13 protein-coding genes and 5 pseudogenes are annotated in these 16,920 nt (G+C 59.1%); 11 read left to right on the top strand and 7 right to left on the bottom strand.

The features are described 5' to 3' along the window. The 3 genes and pseudogenes from AC244_RS38410 to AC244_RS31435 all read left to right on the top strand — a co-directional run. Positions 1-151, top strand: a pseudogene (locus AC244_RS38410) (HlyD family type I secretion periplasmic adaptor subunit); the annotation flags it as partial. Positions 152-410: 259 nt separating this feature from the next. After that, positions 411-617 (top strand): type II toxin-antitoxin system MqsA family antitoxin, encoded by a 207-nt coding sequence (locus AC244_RS38990; protein WP_082367290.1) that lies wholly within the window; start codon positions 411-413, stop codon positions 615-617. 385 nt (positions 618-1,002) lie between these two features. Further along, the gene (locus tag AC244_RS31435; RefSeq protein ID WP_053252747.1) at positions 1,003-1,683 is read left to right on the top strand and encodes a response regulator transcription factor; all 681 of its coding nucleotides are present in this window, start codon (positions 1,003-1,005) and stop codon (positions 1,681-1,683) included. Positions 1,684-1,966: 283 nt separating this feature from the next. On the opposite strand, the gene AC244_RS37760 is transcribed toward AC244_RS31435, so the two are convergent. Continuing rightward, a complete protein-coding gene (locus tag AC244_RS37760; RefSeq protein ID WP_414735976.1) occupies positions 1,967-2,065 on the bottom strand; it encodes a hypothetical protein in 99 nt (32 codons plus the stop codon). A gap of 39 nt (positions 2,066-2,104) precedes the next feature. On the opposite strand from AC244_RS37760, the pseudogene AC244_RS31430 reads away from it, so the two are divergent. Continuing rightward, positions 2,105-4,153: pseudogene (locus AC244_RS31430) on the top strand (helicase-related protein); the annotation flags it as partial. Here AC244_RS31430 and AC244_RS31425 read toward each other — a convergent pair. Further along, complete coding sequence (locus AC244_RS31425; protein WP_053252746.1) at positions 4,150-4,581, bottom strand: type II toxin-antitoxin system MqsA family antitoxin; 432 nt, start codon at positions 4,579-4,581, stop codon at positions 4,150-4,152. The pseudogene AC244_RS31430 and the gene AC244_RS31425 overlap by 4 nt on opposite strands. Before the next feature lie 2 nt (positions 4,582-4,583). Then, a complete protein-coding gene (locus tag AC244_RS31420; protein ID WP_053252745.1) occupies positions 4,584-4,889 on the bottom strand; it encodes a type II toxin-antitoxin system MqsR family toxin in 306 nt (101 codons plus the stop codon). Positions 4,890-5,198: 309 nt separating this feature from the next. On the opposite strand from AC244_RS31420, the pseudogene AC244_RS31415 reads away from it, so the two are divergent. From AC244_RS31415 to AC244_RS31405, 3 genes and pseudogenes are all read left to right on the top strand, one after another. After that, positions 5,199-6,323 (top strand): annotated as a pseudogene (locus AC244_RS31415) (plasmid partitioning protein); the annotation flags it as partial. Between the two features lie 29 nt (positions 6,324-6,352). Then, positions 6,353-6,604, top strand: coding sequence for a hypothetical protein (locus tag AC244_RS31410; protein ID WP_414735975.1), 252 nt, complete (start codon positions 6,353-6,355; stop codon positions 6,602-6,604). Positions 6,605-6,987: 383 nt separating this feature from the next. Beyond that, positions 6,988-7,575, top strand: a complete 588-nt coding sequence (locus AC244_RS31405) for a hypothetical protein (protein ID WP_053252759.1) — start codon at positions 6,988-6,990, stop codon at positions 7,573-7,575. Between the two features lie 357 nt (positions 7,576-7,932). Here AC244_RS31405 and AC244_RS31400 read toward each other — a convergent pair. Both AC244_RS31400 and AC244_RS31395 read right to left on the bottom strand, forming a co-directional pair. Further along, positions 7,933-9,011 (bottom strand): annotated as a pseudogene (locus AC244_RS31400) (CobW family GTP-binding protein); the annotation flags it as partial. Between the two features lie 201 nt (positions 9,012-9,212). Then, positions 9,213-11,108: a diguanylate cyclase gene (locus AC244_RS31395; protein WP_063934180.1), complete on the bottom strand. Its 1,896-nt coding sequence runs from the start codon at positions 11,106-11,108 to the stop codon at positions 9,213-9,215. 195 nt (positions 11,109-11,303) lie between these two features. On the opposite strand from AC244_RS31395, the pseudogene AC244_RS36935 reads away from it, so the two are divergent. Both AC244_RS36935 and AC244_RS31390 read left to right on the top strand, forming a co-directional pair. Beyond that, a pseudogene (locus AC244_RS36935) lies at positions 11,304-11,471 on the top strand (IS3 family transposase); the annotation flags it as partial. Between the two features lie 226 nt (positions 11,472-11,697). After that, positions 11,698-12,714, top strand: a complete 1,017-nt coding sequence (locus AC244_RS31390) for a capsular biosynthesis protein (RefSeq protein WP_053252757.1) — start codon at positions 11,698-11,700, stop codon at positions 12,712-12,714. 89 nt (positions 12,715-12,803) lie between these two features. On the opposite strand, the gene AC244_RS31385 is transcribed toward AC244_RS31390, so the two are convergent. Together AC244_RS31385 and AC244_RS31380 are read right to left on the bottom strand one after the other, a co-directional pair. After that, positions 12,804-14,093: an ATP-binding protein gene (locus AC244_RS31385; RefSeq protein WP_053252756.1), complete on the bottom strand. Its 1,290-nt coding sequence runs from the start codon at positions 14,091-14,093 to the stop codon at positions 12,804-12,806. Between the two features lie 149 nt (positions 14,094-14,242). Then, positions 14,243-15,274, bottom strand: coding sequence for a LacI family DNA-binding transcriptional regulator (locus AC244_RS31380; protein ID WP_053252743.1), 1,032 nt, complete (start codon positions 15,272-15,274; stop codon positions 14,243-14,245). 162 nt (positions 15,275-15,436) lie between these two features. Here AC244_RS31380 and AC244_RS31375 point away from each other — a divergent pair, with 162 nt between their 5' ends. After that, complete coding sequence (locus tag AC244_RS31375) at positions 15,437-16,528, top strand: fatty acid desaturase family protein (RefSeq protein WP_053252755.1); 1,092 nt, start codon at positions 15,437-15,439, stop codon at positions 16,526-16,528. 37 nt (positions 16,529-16,565) lie between these two features. Beyond that, entirely contained in the window at positions 16,566-16,883 is a 318-nt protein-coding gene (locus AC244_RS31370; RefSeq protein ID WP_053252742.1) for a MocE family 2Fe-2S type ferredoxin, read from the top strand. The last annotated feature ends 37 nt before the right edge of the window (positions 16,884-16,920 follow it).

The following is a 16,920-nucleotide window of genomic DNA, read 5'->3' as shown; positions in this document are numbered from 1 at the left end:
GATCACCGAGCCGCTCGACAAACTCGGCAGCCGCAAGCTCATGCCCGGCATGCCCGTCGAGGTCTTCGTCCAGACCGACGAGCGAACCGCAATCTCATACCTGACAAAACCATTCACCGACCAGATGATGAGGGCATTCAGAGAGGAATGAGGGTAGGGCGTCGGTAGGGGTAAACGGTAGCGACAGGATTTCCATCGCCTGGCAATCCGGCACCGGCGCGAGCAGATATGCCCAATATTTTCGCTTCGGTGGTCGCGTGGTTTGGCTGCGCTGTCGCTTTTGGGCCATGCGAAGGGGCGCATGCCATCCGGTCCACGAGCCGGGAGTTCGTTAACGCAGGTGAGCCAAATTGATGAGATAACCAACGTCGGCGATCTTCGCCGCAGGTAGACGCTTGGGAGCCATTCAGATGACATGCCCATACTGCGGAAGAGGTACGCTCGTTAGAGATACCCGCGATATTCCCTATGTCTACAGAGGGGAGAGCGTGCTTATCGAAAAGGTGACGGGCCGTTTTTGCGATGCATGCAATGAAGCTGTTCCAGATGACACGGACGCGCAGCGAATCATCAAGACGATGCTCAAATTCAATAAAAAAGTGGATATTGAGAAATAGTGCGCGTGTATTATGTGCGCGCAAAATAAGGTGGGAACACCCGAATGAAACTGCACATTTTGGGGTCTATCTTGGGAGCAGGCGGCACTGGTATACCTCATGCCTTGCGGCAAAGGACCACGGTAGCGCACGGCGGATAGCGCATCTCCCGTTCGAGGATATTGGTTAGGCGGGCGAGGCAAGTGACTGAATTGCCTTGTGATTACATCGGCTGCACGTCATGGCGGCAACCTTACATAGGCTTGAATTCTTTGCAAAGAAAATAACCAGCCATCGGGCGTGGAACACATCTTGTGACCCCTAGAATTAACTGGTTATTAAGTGTTTGCTTTTAAATGCGTTGCTGATCAACTATCGTGATTGTTGCGGAAGGAGCGCAACAATCATGCCTGTGTCAGTAGCGTTTGTTGATTGCGACCCGATCCTCCTGGAGGGATTGGTTAGTTTATGTTCTGGAAAAAGTGACCTCGAGATCGTCGCCAAGGGCGAAAACGCGGTCGATGCTTTGAAAATTGTTGAAGAAATTTCGCCGCATGTCCTCGTGCTTGATCTGAGCATGCCCGGCAACGCCATGGCCGCCATCGAACGGATCGGGCAGAACTACCAAGGCACGCGGATTATTGTCTTTACCGCAAATTCGAGCATTGAAACAGCGATCCAGGTGCTGAACTTTGGCGTTGCGGGCTATGTGCTCAAAAGCAGCAGCGCCAATGATCTGCATGAAGCGATCCGTGCTGTGCATGACGGCGACATATTCGTCACTGCCGGCTTTGCCACAAAGGTCATGATGGCCATGAAGACCGCAGACCTTCGCCGTTGTACCCAAGCGCAAAAGCGCCTGAGTTTGCGTGAGGAGCAGATTGTTCGCTATCTGCTGCGTGGCAGTACGAACCGTGAGATCGCCGCCTGTCTCGGCATCAGCGAGACGACAGTGAAACACTACATGACCGTGCTGATGCAGAAGCTTGACGCACGGAACCGCGTCGAGGTTGTGCTTGCCGCCCAGAAGTTGAATGCGATTGCTGATGGCGGTGCCAATCGGGGGATGTCCGGGCGGTTCAAATGAACCGTGCTTGGCCCAACGAGGTCGCTTGCCGTGTCCCCCGTGGGATGCGGGGTCCTGTATGTGCCACTTAGTCATCGTGACCGGTTGCGCAGCAGCCTCCAGCGGCTGCATGTGCGGCCGTAAATGTCTCCCTTAGACGTTGGCGACGCCGCTGCCCTTTGTATCGGCGAATGACGGCAGGTTGACGCCAAAAGTCGCTTGCGCAGTGGTTTCCGCTTTCAGGCCATTGCCCCTCACATTGACAGGGACCAGCCCGTCAAACCCGTTGACCAACACCGTCGGGTCACGGTCTGTGAAGGAAGGGATAACCGAGCAGCTTGTATCCGGCAGTGTGGATGAGATCGCCATTCTGGTCTGGAACAAACGAGCCTGCACGGGTCAGATACGAGGAGCCCGCGTTTCCCTCGACGATGAAGAAGCCTTGGAGCGGTTGAAGGAGGGGCTGAAGGAGCGCCTGGAAGCGCTCTCCACCCGGAAGGACGATCTGCTGACGATCTCCGAGCTCGGCATCGACCAGATCATCGTCGACGAAGCGCAGGAGTTCCGCAAGCTCTCCTTCGCCACCAACATGTCGACGCTGAAGGGTGTGGATTCGAACGGCTCGCAGCGCGCCTGGGACCTCTATGTGAAATCCCGCTTCGTCGACACGAAGAATCCCGGTCGCGCGCTTTTGCTCGCCTCCGGCACGCCGATCACCAACACGCTCGGCGAAATGTTTTCGGTCCAGCGGCTCATGGATCTCGACGCCTTGAGGCAGCGCGGCCTGCACGAGTTCGATGCCTGGGCGTCGACCTTCGGCGATACGACGACGGAACTCGAACTGCAACCATCAGGCAAATACAAGCCGGTCTCGCGGTTTGCCAGCTTCGTCAACGTGCCGGAGCTGATCGCGATGTTCCGTTCCTTCGCGGACGTCGTGATGCCCGAGGACTTGCGCCGCTATGTAAAAGTGCCCGATATTTCGACCGGCCGGCGCCAGATCCTGACCGCCAAGCCGACAGCCGCCTTCAAGCGCTACCAGCAGGTTCTCGCCACGCGCATCACCGCCATCGAGGAGCACAATCGGCCGCCGGAGCCCGGCGACGACATCCTGCTGTCGGTCATCACCGACGGCCTTCATGCGGCAATCGATCTGCGCCTGGTCGATCCGGACAATGACAACGAGCCCGACAACAAGCTCAACCTCATGATCGAGAAAGCCTTCGCCATCTGGAGGACACCGCGGAGCGCACCTATGTCCAGCCCGACGGCAAGGTCTTCGAGCTCCCGGCGCCGCGCAGATGATCTTCTCGGACTTGGGCACGATCGGCGTCGAGAAGAGCCGGGGCTTTTCGGCTTACCGCTGGATCAGGGACGAGTTGGTGCGCATGGGCGTGCCGGGGTCGGAAATCGCCTTCATGCAAGACTTCAAGAAGTCGGAGGCCAAGCGGCGCCTGTTCGCTGACGTGCGCGCCGGCAGGGTTCGTTTCCTGATCGGCTCCTCCGACACCATGGGCACCGGCGTCAACGCGCAGCTTCGCCTGAAAGCCCTCCATCACCTCGACGTACCATGGCTCCCCTCGCAGATCGAGCAGCGGGAGGGGCGCATCGTGCGACAGGGCAACCAGCACGACGAGGTCGATATCTTCGCCTATGCGACCGAAGGCTCGCTCGACGCGACGATGTGGCAGAACAATGAGCGGAAGGCCAGGTTCATTGCAGCCGGGCTCTCGGGCGACACGTCGATCCGGAGGCTTGAAGATCTCGGCGAGGGTCAGGCGAACCAGTTCGCCATGGCGAAAGCGATTGCGTCAGGCGATCAGCGTCTGATGATGAAGGCCGGACTCGAGGCCGACATCGCAAGACTCGAACGGCTTCGCGCCGCCCATCAGGACGATCAGTTCGCCATACGCCGCCAGATCAGGGATGCCGAGCGCGACATCGAGGTGTCGACGCGGCGCATCGGCGAGATCGGACAGGACATGGGCCGGTTCATTCCGACATCAGGCGATGCCTTCGCCATGACGGTTACCGGCCGGTTCTTCAAGGAACGCAAAGACGCCGGCCTCGCGCTCATGAAGGAAATCCTAACCCTGGTGCAGCTCCAAACCGAAGGAGACACCATCATCGCCGCAATCGGCGGCTTCGACCTCGTCTATGAGGGCGAGCGCTTCGGCAAGGATGGCTATCGCTACCAGACCATGCTTCAGCGCACCGGAGCGACCCACGAGATCGATCTTCCCGTGACCGTTACGCCGCTCGGCGCGGTCGCACGGCTCGAGCCTGCGCTCGACGATTTCGAAAGCGCGAGCGCTATCGCCAACGTCTTGCCGATGCCGAGCGGCGTCTTGTTTCCTACCAGGGTCGTCTCGGCGGAGAATTCGCCTTCGGCGAGGAACTTGGCGAGAAGCGTCGGCAGCTTCTGGAAGTCGATAAGAGCCTCGCCGCCGATATAGGGACCACAGGTGCGGAGGGTGACTTCGCGGCTTAGGCGGCGTTCCCGCGCAACTCCTCGATCAGTTCAGGGTGATGGTCGAGGAGCCGCAGCAATTGGCTGGTCGGACCGCTCGGCTCGACCAAGCCACGCTCATATTTGTCGAAGGCACTCTCCCCGACCTTGAGCAGGCCACCCGCTTCCCGCTGCGACAGCTTCAGTTTCTCCCGAACCCTTCTGATCGTGGCGGGAGACGGAACGCCTTCGATTTCCTCTTTGAGCGTCCGAAGTGCCGCATCCGTGACGCTCATATCGTCGCCGACATGGACGCCCTCATCGCCATTTTCCGGATAATAGCCCGGAAGCTCGACTGTGAGGCTCTTGCCCTTGTAGGTCACCACGAAGGGACGCACGCCGCGATGCAACGTCTCTCCAGTCTCCGGCGACACCATCATGTCGGGCAAGTCTTTCTTTGCTGTTGCCATGATCATTTCTCCTTGAACGACATGACGGTGAACTCGGTAATGACGTCGGCCTGGAACTTCACATACAGCGTCAGGCCACGCGCCGGAACGTGGTAGACGTCCTGCCAGACGCGGTGATCGGCGAATGTCGTCATGGATTTATAAAACATGCTCCGCTCGATCCCAGCGATTGTTTCGGTTACACCCGCACGGTCGAATCCCAGTGCACTGGCGTCGCGTAGCGCGGACGACGTCATCGCCAGCGTATCGACTGACGAAAGAGCGGTTCTGATCGCCGCCAGATCGTAAGTCGGCCGTTTTTTCTCCATGACTCTATATGCCACCTTAATGGTGGCAAATCAAGAGTGGCTACAGGAGGTGAAAAAGGCAAGAAAAAGAGGTGGAAACTCCGCTCGCAGATCGGGCGGGCCGCTGGCGCTTGCGCTCAACCGCGCCGCTCGCGATCCCGGCCCGTCGTCCTTCTCAAGGCGCTACGCGCCCCGCTTGTCCAGCCGGGCAGGGATGCTCGGCCGCAGTTGCACCGGCCCGACCGCTCCGCGGGCCAGGAGGTGTCTTCGGGAAGAAGACGGAAATGGACGGTGCGAAAGGCCGTCCGGCAACCTTTGAAGGAGCATCCCATGCATCTCATGAAAGTCGATCCGCGGGCGTTGAAGGACAATCCCGACCGCACGCGCCAGAGCAAATCCACGCCGCAGGCCGATGCGCTGTTGCTGGCGACCATCAAGGTAGTCGGCCTCGCGGAAATCGATGTCCTGGTCGTCGAGGCGGCAAACGACAACGGCGCCATGCGGTCCATGGTCTCGAGCATCGTGTTTGAGCCGCTCAATCCGGTCGACCAGTGGCGCGCCATCGAGCGGCTCGTTGCACTCGGATGGACCGAAGAAGCGATCGGCGTTGCTCTTGCCCTGCCGGTCCGCCAGATCAGGAAGCTCAGGTTGCTGGCCAACGTGCTGCCCGCCATGCTCGACCACATGGCCCTCGGTGACATGCCGAACGAGCAGCAGCTTCGCACGATCGTCGCCGCCGCGCTCGACGAGCAGAAGGAAGCCTGGAAGGCGCATAGGCCGAAGAAGAACGAACGGGCCGACTGGTACAATCTCTCGCGAGCGCTTTCGAAGACGCGCATGTATGCGAAGGATGCGAGCTTCGGCGACGATCTCGCCGCCGCCTACGGTATCGAATGGGTCGAGGGTCTGTTTTCGCCGGCCGATGAGGACACGCGTTACACGACCAATGTCGAGGCCTTCCTCGGCGCCCAGCAGGAATGGATGACGAGCAACTTTCCGAAGAAGGGAGCCATCGTCGAGGTCAACAACTGGGGCCAGCCGGAACTACCGAAGAAGGCCGAACGCGTCTATGGCAAGCCGTCGAAGTCCGACCATGTCGCCATGTATCTCGACCGCGACGGCAAGGTGCAGTCGGTTGCTTTCCGGATGCCGGAGGACAACAAGGCTAAAGGCAAGGGTGGAAACGCCGCCAACGGCGGTGAATCCGGATCGGTTGACGATCCCGTTATCGATGCACCGAAGCCGCGCCCCGATGTGTCCCAGAAGGGCCAGAACATGATCGGCGATTTCCGCACCGACGCGCTTCATGAAGCGCTCGGTCGCGCGGCGATTGAGGACGACATGCTGATGGCTTTGCTTGTTCTTGCATTTGTCGGTCTGAACGTCCGCGTCGATTCCGGCGCTAGCGACTGTTTCGCATGGAAGAGGCGCGGCGGCAGACGCAACGCCAGCTTGACCTGATCGATCGGCAAATAACCTGTCGCATGACGGCGCTGATCCCGCGGCTTCAGCCGAAGCGCACCGGTTACCGGAATGGCAGACCGCCCGATGCCGGCGCTTTCCTCGAGCGCTACCGATCCAACCTCGCTGCCATCACCGCGGAACGGCAGCCGGAAATCGACGCTCTTTCGCGCAAACTCGCGCGTCAGGATCAAGCAATCGCGGCGGCGCGGGAACGCTTCGAGCGCGAAACCGGTAACAGCACGAGCAACGACAGGACGGTTCGGGCCGCGTGAATTCGGCACGGCAGTCGGAGCTGTGGGGGCGGCTGTGGCGGCTGCCTGGTGGCATGCTCTTCTTCCTTGCGGTTTTCCGGATGAGCTACTCGACCACGCCGTCCCCCTTTCGGTCCTGGTTGCGCTCCCAGACCGGCGTCCGCCCGCTTCAAGGCCGCTTTCGCGCCGCGTTGCGGCCGGAACCGCCAATCTCTTCAAAGCGGACCCGCGTCACGCGCCAGGGCTCTGAAGCCCTGCTCGTCCGCAAGCCTGCTTCGCTCGATCCGGCGATCCCGGACCCTGAAGCGTCCGTCTTTCCGCCAGTCTTTTTCGGACGCACCCGAAGGGAGGACAGCAAGTGGCCGATCCGAGCCTTGGGGAAAACGCAAAGGAAGGATTTCCGCTTGACCAAGACCGCTCGCACCAACCGCCAGCCCGCCCGCGTGGTCCCGGTTCGCCGTGGCACCACTCTCGAGATGGTCCGTCTCTCCTGCCCGGACGCCGCCCAGGCCTCGCTCATCGCCGAAAGCTTCGGTTTGCCTGTCCTCGACAGCGACGGGATCCGCGAGCTGCACGAGAAGTTCATCATCGAAACCGCTGATGCCTTGAGCGAAGGGCTTGGCGAGCGGGCGATGCAGATCCACCTGCAGCGGATCGTCGGAGCCTATGTCGGCTCGGCCCATGGCGCCGGCCAGTTCTACAGCTGGGCGGTGACGGAAGCCCGCGACGCCACGGCCAAGGCCGCCAGCGATCTCCGAGACGAGGATCTCGACGGTCCGGTCGGCTTCGACAGCGCCGCCCAGCGCAAGCGCGAGTTCGCTGCAGACATGGGCGCTCAGGCTCATGCTCTGCGAATGGCCGCCGAGGGCGCCGTCGCCGCATACGAACAGGTCGTCGGCGAGGTGTGGAAGCCCTTCGATCGGCCCGCCGAAAATCCCGGCCAGACCCTCGACCGCAAGGCGGTCGACCTCCAGATGGCGGCTCTCGGCTGAGCCGCCCCAATCGCATCCAGCAACGAGGCCGTCTCCGCCGGAGGCGGCCGTTTCGCGTGTCAGGCCGTCCTCCTATGGCGGTGAGGGGAGAAGGGGAGAAGGAGAAAAAAGGAAAATGAAAACGAGAAAAGACGCCCCATCGCGGCCCCGTCCCATTCGGCGGTCCTGCCGGGTTACGCCGGCCCGCGCAACGGCTTCGCCGTCCTCCTCTTCGTTCCGGTCCTTCCGGATGCCAGCTCCGATCCTGTCCCCGGCGATGGACCTCCGTGACGGGGCCGCGATGGACGCGGCCTCCGGACGAAGGAGGTTTGGAAAATGAGTGGCAAGGAAAACAGCGTGCGCACCGACATCTATGCGCGGATCTGCGCCGATGAAGACGATTTCCTGCCGGGGTCACCCCAGACGGGATCGAGATAGGGCTTCATCATGTTAAGAAAGCCGGGATCCTGGGGCCATTGTTCACGCGGCACGGAGGTCCACCAGAGACCCATCTTGCCGGTTCGAACAAGCGCGCCGGCCTGGCTGACCTCGCCGACATGATGCGGGCGGGTCGCCAGCCAGAAGAACCCCTTGGCCCGAACGACGCCCGGCCAGGACTTGTCGATGAAGGCCTGGAATTTCATCGGGTCGAATGGCTTCTTGGCGCGGTAGACGAAGGAGCGGATACCATACTCCTCGGTCTCCGGAATATGGTCCTTGAAGCCGTGCAATTCCTTGTACCAGAGCGGATGCGTCTCAGCCTTGGCAAAATCGAAGCGACCGGTGCCCAGAACCTCCTTCAGATCCACCTTGCCGAAATCGGCCTCGATGAGCCTGGCATCCGGGTTCAGGCCGACGATAATCTTGCGTGCGGCATCGCGCTGTTCCGGCGTCGCGGTGCTGATCTTGTTCAGGATCACTACACCGGCGAACTCGATCTGTTCGACCAGAAGGTCGACAAGCGTTCGGCTGTCTCCTTCTCCGGCCGTCTCGCCGCGATACGCCAAGAAGTCCGAGGAACTGTAATCCTGCAAAAGGTTGGCGGCATCAACGACCGTCACCATCGTGTCAAGCCTCGAGACCTCCGCAAGGCTCTGCCCGTTTTCGTCCCGGAAGTCGAAAGTTGCCGCAACGGGGAGTGGCTCGCCGATGCCGGTTGATTCGATTAGCAAGTAGTCGAAGCGATCCTGCTCGGCGAGCGCCCGCACTTCCTGCAGCAGGTCGTCACGCAGCGTGCAACAGATGCTGCCATTGGTCATCTCGACCAGTTGCTCCTGCGTTCGCGACAGGTTTGCACCGCCATCGCGGACCAATGCGGCCTCGATATTGACCTCGCTCATGTCGTTGACGATCAGGGCAACGCGCATGCCGTAGCGGTTGGTGAGAATATGGTTGAGCAATGTTGTCTTGCCGGCTCCGAGGAAGCCGGAGAGGACTGTGACAGGGAGATTCTTCATGGTGAGATTCATATAATGATATAACCTAACATACGCACGCCAGCGCGAAGTGGCTGTCTAGCGGTACGGTCGCGCCGGCCCAGCACTGATGAGGGCGAGAATGCTGCCGCTGAATCACAGAAATTGAGGATGAACCCGTTTAAGTGCCAAACGACATCTTCTTCAGGAGCGACGCCGCACCCGACTTTGAAAGCTCGAGCTTCAGTTCCGTTTCCTGCATGATCCCCACGGTGCAATCGTCCTGTCGCGCCCAGCGTTTTTCGATTGATAGAGCGCTGCGTCCGCACGGCTGATCAACTCGGCGGGAGTGGAGATCTCCGGGTCCGATGGAAAGGCGGCAATGCCGATACTTACGGTCACAATGCCGAACTCGCTGCCGTTGTGCTTGATGGCCAGGTCCCGGATCGCTGCCCGTAACCGATCGGCAATCGCGACACCCGCCTCAACGTTGGTGTCTGGCAGCAGAACAGCGAACTCTTCGCCGCCAAAGCGCGCAGCTCGATCTGCCGCGCGTTTGGCGGAGGCAGCAAGACAGCGGCCGATCTGTTTCAAACAGGCATCGCCAGCAAGATGCCCGTAGGTGTCGTTGAACAGTTTGAACCGATCGACATCGACCAACAGCAGCGTCAGAGGGCTTCCTGTCCGCAAGGAGCGGGAAAACTCTGTATCCAACGCTTCATCGAACGATCGACGATTGGCAAGTTCCGTCAGACTATCTGTCTGAGCGAGGCCCTTCATCTGATCGGCGAGCTTTCGAAGTGAAAGTTCCGATTCCTTCATGGCGGTGATATCCGACACGACAACAAGCGCGGTACCGTTTTTCTCGCCAGTGCGTGTACGCAGGGCCAACCAGCGGCCATCGGAGAGCGGGATCACCTCGTCCTTGTCGGTATGGAGCGTTGCCGCCGCGGCCTGGATACTTTCTTCGCTCGCGTCTGTGGGCACGTCCTTGCGTTCGCCGTTGCGCACAACGGCCCGCACAATATCGCTGATGTGCGCGCCCTCTTTCCGCGCATAGGCGGACCGCGGAAACAGGGCTCGATACTGGTCGTTGCAGAAAACCAGATGGCCGGAAGAATCGAACATTGCCAATCCATCGGACATCTCTGCCATGGCCTGCGCCATGATCTCCCGGCTGCTCTGGTACTCGCTCTCGAACCGCTTTTTGTCGGTGATATCTATGGTCACACCGGCAAGCCCAAGCAGTTCCCCGTGACGATTGCGCAACGCCACCTTCGAAGTCGAATACCATCGCGGTCCCCTTCCTTCCTCAACGAGGTATTCTTCTAGGTGGCGCATCGCTTCCCCAGTTTCCAGGACCTTGCGTTCGGCCTCATAAAGTTCTCGTGCTCTGTGCTCCGGAGCCAGGTCGAAATCACTGAGGCCGACCATCTGAGAGGACCGATCACGGCCGTTGTGATGGGCGACATTCAGGTTGGTGACGACGAACCTATGATCGAGATCTTTCACGTAGTAATAGTCCGGCGCCTGTGTGAGCGCTGCGTACAGAATATCCCGTTCAAGCGTGAAGCGCCGGAAATAGGTCACAAGCAATCCGGCCGTACCGGTTGCCATGAAATTCAGCATTGCGATGGGAAGTGCAACGGCCTCCAGCGCACGCCGAAAAAGCTGCGGCGACAGCAGGGCCAGAGCAGCAATGCTGAGTGCGGCGGCAACACCCGCCACAGCCAAGATCGCAGCCGGTCTCTCGATGGGCCGCCGGCCGGCCAGTAGCCACATCAACATTCCAACCACTGAAACGATCACTATTCCGACGACGCCGGGGAGGGAGCCCGCGCCTCCTAGGAAAATACGAAAGGCGATCGTCATCGCTGCAGTGATCACCAAGGAGACCGGTCCGCCGAAGACGGCGGAGACTTCAATCAGTGCCAATCGCAGATCGAAGTAGATGCCCGCCTCGAACTCCACCGCAAGTGACATGGAGGCGACCGCCGCCGCTGCCATCGCTCCTCCGAAACAGGCGCGCTGCCAAGCCGGTGACATGCGATAGAGACGGTACGACAGGTGCATCCAGGTCGAAACGATCAGCGCGACAGCCGCGAGATTCCCGGCGAGCACCTGCCAAACCAAATTCATTTATTACGCGAGCCTCGAAACGGACAAAGGTCTCCAATCCCGTATCATCAAACTCTTAATGTAGCGTTGCCGCCGGTCGCTCGGTGGGCGAAATCAGCAGCGCGATTGGCCGCCTGAGCGCGCTGAAAAGTTCTCGGGGTCGGTTCCGGCTGAGGGCGAAATGACAGTGCGCCGGGAGACTGGCAAGGAGTAGGAGGCTTCTCCTGCGGATTGCATCGCATCGAGCGGCTGATGCGTGAGAACGCATTGCGAGCACGTCCGCGCAGACGAGGCTTGCCAAAGGATGCCGGTGAGCCGTCCGGCATCGTGCCCAATGTGCTGGACCAGCAGTCCGAGGCGGATCGCCCCAATCAGAAATGGGTGGTATCCAATCAACAAGAAAGCAATTCTTGTGCGATCTTCACATCCGTGCGCGACCACTCTTGGTTTCCCGCTGGCCGCGCACCGGTCTGAAAAGCTGACTTCAAGCGGTGGTCACGGCGCAAGTTCGGTTTGCATTTGGCTCTGCAAGGTGGTTTTTGGCGGAACGTGCCGAGGTGGCCGGCAGAGTGAGAATTTGAACGTGCTCGACAATCCGACGCTGACCGCGATGCAAACTAGGCCCTGGCACCCAAAATGGGGAGCAAGGCTCGGAGCGACTTTTTTCGTGCACAAGGCGTTTCCTTGGCTGGGCCGCTATTTCGGCGAGGCGCCGCTTCGTTCGACGCTTGCGCCTGGGCTCGATGGCATCCTTTCATGGGGTGGCCGGCTGCCGGCGAAAACGGCCATGAGAATTGCGAGATTGCGTCAGCTTCCGCATTGGCATCTCGAGGATGGCTTCCTGCGCTCCGTCGGTCTCGGCAAGGATGGAAGCATCCCCATCTCGATTGTGGTCGATGATAAGGCTCTACCGGTCGATGCTGGTCGAGTCTCTCGATTGGAACTGCTGATCCGCGATGCGGCTGGCGGCTTCGCGCATGATGTTGGTGCGCCGATCCGCGAAGCCTTGGTTGAGCATAAGCTGTCGAAATACAATAATCTCCCGCATAGCGAACCTCGTCTCGATCCCTCGACACGGCGAAGGCTCCTGCTGGTTGATCAAGTGTTTGGCGATGTTTCGGTCGATAAGGCGCTCGGCTCGCCTTCCGCCTTTGACCGAATGTTGGATGATGCGCTCGCAAGCAGCGCCCAGATCGTCGTTCGCACGCATCCAGACGTTATTGCCGGTCACCGCAAGGGCTATATGACCGAACGGGCATCGAAATTGCCGGGCGTAACCTTGATGGCCGACAAGGTGTCTGCAGCGGCGGTCCTCGCCGTCGTTGACGAAGTCTGGACCGTCTCCAGCCAAATGGGCTTCGACGCGCTTTTGCGTGGCCTGCCCGTCCGTTGTTATGCGACCCCATTTTATGCCGGTTGGGGACTGACGGAAGACCGCGTGGAAGACCGAGCCCAAGTGGTGCATGCGAGGCGGGCAACTGCGCGACCGACCGTCGATCAGCTGACATTCGCAGCTTTCAGCCTCTACCCCGTCTATCGCCATCCAAAGACGTGGGCCGTGCTGGAGCCACTCCAGGCAATTGATTATTTGATCGAAGAAATCGCCACAACGATGCGGACTGCCTGACTTTTTTTATGGCCTGGATCACTTAATCAGCGGTCCCACGGTCCATGCGCACAGAAAGGGCCAGGGCCGAAAGCTGTCCAATCGCCCATTCAGACTAAACTTTCTTTGAACGACCAAAATATCGACAGTGGGAGCGCGACCATGTTTTCGCCGAAACTGAGTACGCGCTCTCCCATATAGACGACGATGCCGACGAAGGGACGGTTCTTACCTGGGCCTTCGTCTCGAAACCATCGCAGATGCTGAAAGTCCTTTGCTTCAACCGCAGTCGATGTCTTCATCTCGAAGCCTATTATCGTTCTGTCTGATTCAGCAATGATGTCTATCTCGCGTCCTCGTTGATGCCTCCAATGATAAAGTCGCCACCGACGCCTCTGATGGGGGAGGGATTTCCACAGTTCATTGTGAACGAAATTTTCGAAAAGGCCGCCAAGCGCTGTGGGATTCGCGCCAATATTGAAGCTCTGGGCGTTCATACTCCTCAAGGCGGCGACGATCCCAGTATCCACAAGATGGATTTTTGGTTGGCGGATGTCGCGCCCGGACTCACCCGATGTCCACGCAGGCAATCGTTGCAAAAGTGAAAGTTTGGTTAAAATATCGAGGTAGGTCTCGGTGGTATTTCTTTGTAAACTGATGTTCGAAGAGAGTTCGTCTATGTTCAGCTCGTTTCTGACGCGCGCAGCTAGTTGATCGATCATTCGCCTCATGGCGTCCGATTTTCTTATTTTTAAGATGTACGCAACATCGCGTTCCACGACACTGTCAACGTAGTCTGTGTATCGATTTTGTCTCCAGCGCTCTTCCAGAGTTTGTATCTCGGGAAAGCCGCCTGCTACTATCAAGTCGATGTATTGTGCTCGGGACAAGGTTTCTGCTTTAGGCAGGTCCAGCGGATCGGGACGGACATCCGTCGACGCCCAGTCGAGAATTTTTGCAGCTCCCATGCGCTTTGTCTCGGCGACACTCATTGGAAGCATCGTCATTGTATGGACTCTACCTGCCAACGAGTCCGCCACGTGCGCGGAAGTGAAGACGTTGGAAGAACCTGTCAGGACGAACTGTCCCATTGCTCGATTTTCGTCCACAATCCTCTTCAATGCCAAGGCCAATTTCGTTGATCGCTGGGCTTCGTCGATAATGAGCGGGCCTACTTTCGTCTCAGCCAGCAGAGCGTCCAACTGTCCTTTTGGATCAGCCTCGATAGCTGCAAGCACACCTTCATCATCTAGTGTAATGAATTTTCCGACGCTCAATAGATCGCGTACAAGCGTCGTCTTCCCGACCTGCCGTGGCCCGATAATATTAACCACTCGCGCTGATGTAAGAGCAGCCTTCAGTTGGGATTGCAGATGACGCGGTAAGAGGCTGTCGTCCATGATAGTCACTTCATCTTCTCGGCAAAAAGTGATGTGGGCAAAGTTGTAATAGATCTTCGGGGAAAGTATCAATAGGGGTTCGGGGAAAGTGTCAATAGCGTCGTGGTGAAAGTGTAAATAGGCCTTGATGTGGTCACCGACATACTTCGTCAGATGTTCTCCGGCGTGAAGAGATCAAAGGGCAGGAAGGTCTGACCCGGCGCGCCCGTCGGGCCCTTGTCGATCGCCTGTATCATCAGGTTGATCGTCTCTCGGGCTAAAGCGGCGGTCGGTGTCGATATCGCCAGCGTCACGACATCGTCGGCGAGTGCTGCGCGCGATTCCGGGGTCAGTTCGTTGACGACGGCGATCAGCTTGCCTTCGAGTTTTTCCTCGCGGATTGCCGAGATCGCGCCTTCCATGCCGCCGCCGCAGACATAAAAGCCGGTCAGATCCGGGTGGCGTTGCAAGAGATTGAGCGTCGCCTCATGCGTGATCTCGGCGGTGTCGAGATTGACCATCGTGTCGAGCACTTCGAAATCAGGCGCGTGCTCGCGAAAGTAGGATCGGAAGCCGATCTCACGCAGTTCATGGCCGAGAAAGCGATGGCTGCCGACAAAGGCTGCGACTTTGCCCGGCCTCTTCGCTGCCTTGGCAATCATCCAGGCGGCAGTCCTGCCAACCTTGTGATTGTTCAAGCCGATATAGCCTTCGCGGACGCCGGCTGCAAAGTCGGAAAGCAGGGAGAAAACCGGGATTCCGCGTTCCTTCAACTCTTCGACTACCGCGGTCACTGCCGGATAGTCCGGTGCCACAAGGGCAATCGCCTGGTTGCGAGCGGCCATTGCCTTCAGCTTCTCGGTGATGCCGGTCGGTGTGGAGTTGGCGACGAATTCGATCTGGGGCAGGGCGCGCACGTTTGACAGCGCGAGTGCTGCGTTGTCGACCTCCTTGGCCACGGCCTGGTAAAACGATTGCTGCGGCTTTTGCAGGAGAAAGCCGAGGCGATATTGCGGAAGGTCCTCGAAGACCCGCTGACGAAGCAAGCCGACCGCGTGGTAGCCGATGCCTTTAGCGGCATCATAGACCCGACGCGCCGTCTCCTCGCGCACCGGATGGCGGCCGTTGAGAACGCGGTCCACAGTGGCAACGCTGACACCCGCGGCGCGGGCCAGGTCGGCAATTGTCGGTCTGTTGCTCATCGGTTACCCCTGAAATGATTCCATCATTCATGAAGTGCAAGATTTGATGGTATTTGAGAGAATATATCATCACTGCATTGAGAACTTGCAAAAGTCAACTATCGTTGTTTCAAGAGACGAGGAGCGGCCGCCCGAATGCGGTCGATTGCGGAGGAGAGAATGATGGCGGTGGTTCCGACAAAGCGTGATTACAGCTTGCTTGGGCGGGATGCCCAGGCCGCAGTCGCCAACGGGTTGTCAGCGGCCGAGTGGTATCACACTGAGATCCCGCGCAAGCAGATGAAGGAACTGATGAAGCGCGAGGACGGTCCCGCGATCCGGGATACGGCCATCTGGTTCGGCAGCCTCATCCTCTTCGGCGGCCTCGGCGTCTACTTCTGGGGAACCTGGTGGGCCGTTCCCTTCTTTCTCGCCTATGGTGTCCTTTACGGTTCGGCTTCCGACAGCCGTTGGCACGAATGTGGCCACGGAACGGCGTTCAAGACGATGTGGATGAACGACGTCGTCTACCAGGTCGCCTGTTTCATGATCATGCGCAATCCGGTGACCTGGCGCTGGAGCCATACCCGCCACCATACCGACACGGTCATCGTCGGTCGCGACCCTGAGATCGCCGTTATGCGCCCGCCGGATCTGCTCCGGCTCGTCTTAAACTTCTTCGGCATTCTCGATGTCTGGCACGCCGTCATCGACATGGTGCGCAATGCCTTCGGCGTCATCAGCGCGGCCGAGAAAACCTTCATTCCGGAAATGGAGCAGCCGAAGGCAATACGGATCGCGCGGATCTGGTTTGCGATCTATCTCGCAACGATCGGCCTGTCGTTCTATCTCGGCTCGATCCTGCCGCTGATGCTGATCGGCCTGCCGCGCCTCTATGGCGCCTGGCATCACGTGCTGACTGGGCTGCTGCAGCACGGCGGGCTCGCTGACAACGTTACCGACCACAGGCTGAACAGCCGCACGGTCTACATGAACCCGATCAGCCGCTTCATCTATTGGAACATGAATTACCACGTCGAACACCACATGTTCCCGATGGTGCCCTACCATGCGCTGCCGCGGCTTCACGCGATGATCAAACATGATCTGCCGGAGCCGAACCCATCCATGCTTCACGGTTATCGTGAGATGATCCCGGCCTTCCTGCGTCAGCTTGGGAATGAGGACTATTTCCTCAAGCGCCAACTGCCGCCGACGGCAAAACCCTATCGCGAAGAATTTCACAACGATGCCCTGGTGGATGCCGCCGAATAGGCACGCCAGCAAACAACCAACATTTGGAGGAAAACCCATGAGCGGTAACTGGATCGAGGTCTGTGCGGCCGATGAGATCGACGAAGAGGATGTGATCCGCTTCGACCATGACGGGCGTACCTTTGCCGTCTACCGCAGTCCCGACGACGAATATTTCGCGACCGACGGTCTTTGCACCCACGAGCATATCCACCTCGCCGACGGCTTGGTGATGGACGACATCATCGAATGTCCGAAACACAATGGCCGCTTCAACTACAAGACCGGCCAGGCCAATGGCGCGCCTGTTTGCGTCAACCTGAAGACCTACCCGGTCAAGGTCGAGGCAGGCAGCGTCTTCATCGCGCTCGTTTAAGCGAGCGCTCATCGCGTCCGATACGAACATTGGGAGA

The organism is Ensifer adhaerens (assembly GCF_001270265.1).
Lineage (GTDB): Bacteria > Pseudomonadota > Alphaproteobacteria > Rhizobiales > Rhizobiaceae > Ensifer > Ensifer adhaerens_B.
This window is presented reverse-complemented; position numbering and strand designations above follow the sequence as displayed.

Coding starts and splice junctions, on each gene's coding strand:
- AC244_RS31425 (WP_053252746.1), bottom strand. CDS start 4,581: ATGGCAACAGCAAAGAAAGACTTGCCCGACATGATGGTGTCGCCGGAG.
- AC244_RS31370 (WP_053252742.1), top strand. CDS start 16,566: ATGAGCGGTAACTGGATCGAGGTCTGTGCGGCCGATGAGATCGACGAA.
- AC244_RS31420 (WP_053252745.1), bottom strand. CDS start 4,889: ATGGAGAAAAAACGGCCGACTTACGATCTGGCGGCGATCAGAACCGCT.
- AC244_RS31390 (WP_053252757.1), top strand. CDS start 11,698: ATGCAAACTAGGCCCTGGCACCCAAAATGGGGAGCAAGGCTCGGAGCG.
- AC244_RS31385 (WP_053252756.1), bottom strand. CDS start 14,093: ATGGACGACAGCCTCTTACCGCGTCATCTGCAATCCCAACTGAAGGCT.
- AC244_RS31375 (WP_053252755.1), top strand. CDS start 15,437: ATGGCGGTGGTTCCGACAAAGCGTGATTACAGCTTGCTTGGGCGGGAT.
- AC244_RS31435 (WP_053252747.1), top strand. CDS start 1,003: ATGCCTGTGTCAGTAGCGTTTGTTGATTGCGACCCGATCCTCCTGGAG.
- AC244_RS31410 (WP_414735975.1), top strand. CDS start 6,353: ATGACGGCGCTGATCCCGCGGCTTCAGCCGAAGCGCACCGGTTACCGG.
- AC244_RS38990 (WP_082367290.1), top strand. CDS start 411: ATGACATGCCCATACTGCGGAAGAGGTACGCTCGTTAGAGATACCCGC.
- AC244_RS31380 (WP_053252743.1), bottom strand. CDS start 15,274: ATGAGCAACAGACCGACAATTGCCGACCTGGCCCGCGCCGCGGGTGTC.
- AC244_RS31395 (WP_063934180.1), bottom strand. CDS start 11,108: ATGAATTTGGTTTGGCAGGTGCTCGCCGGGAATCTCGCGGCTGTCGCG.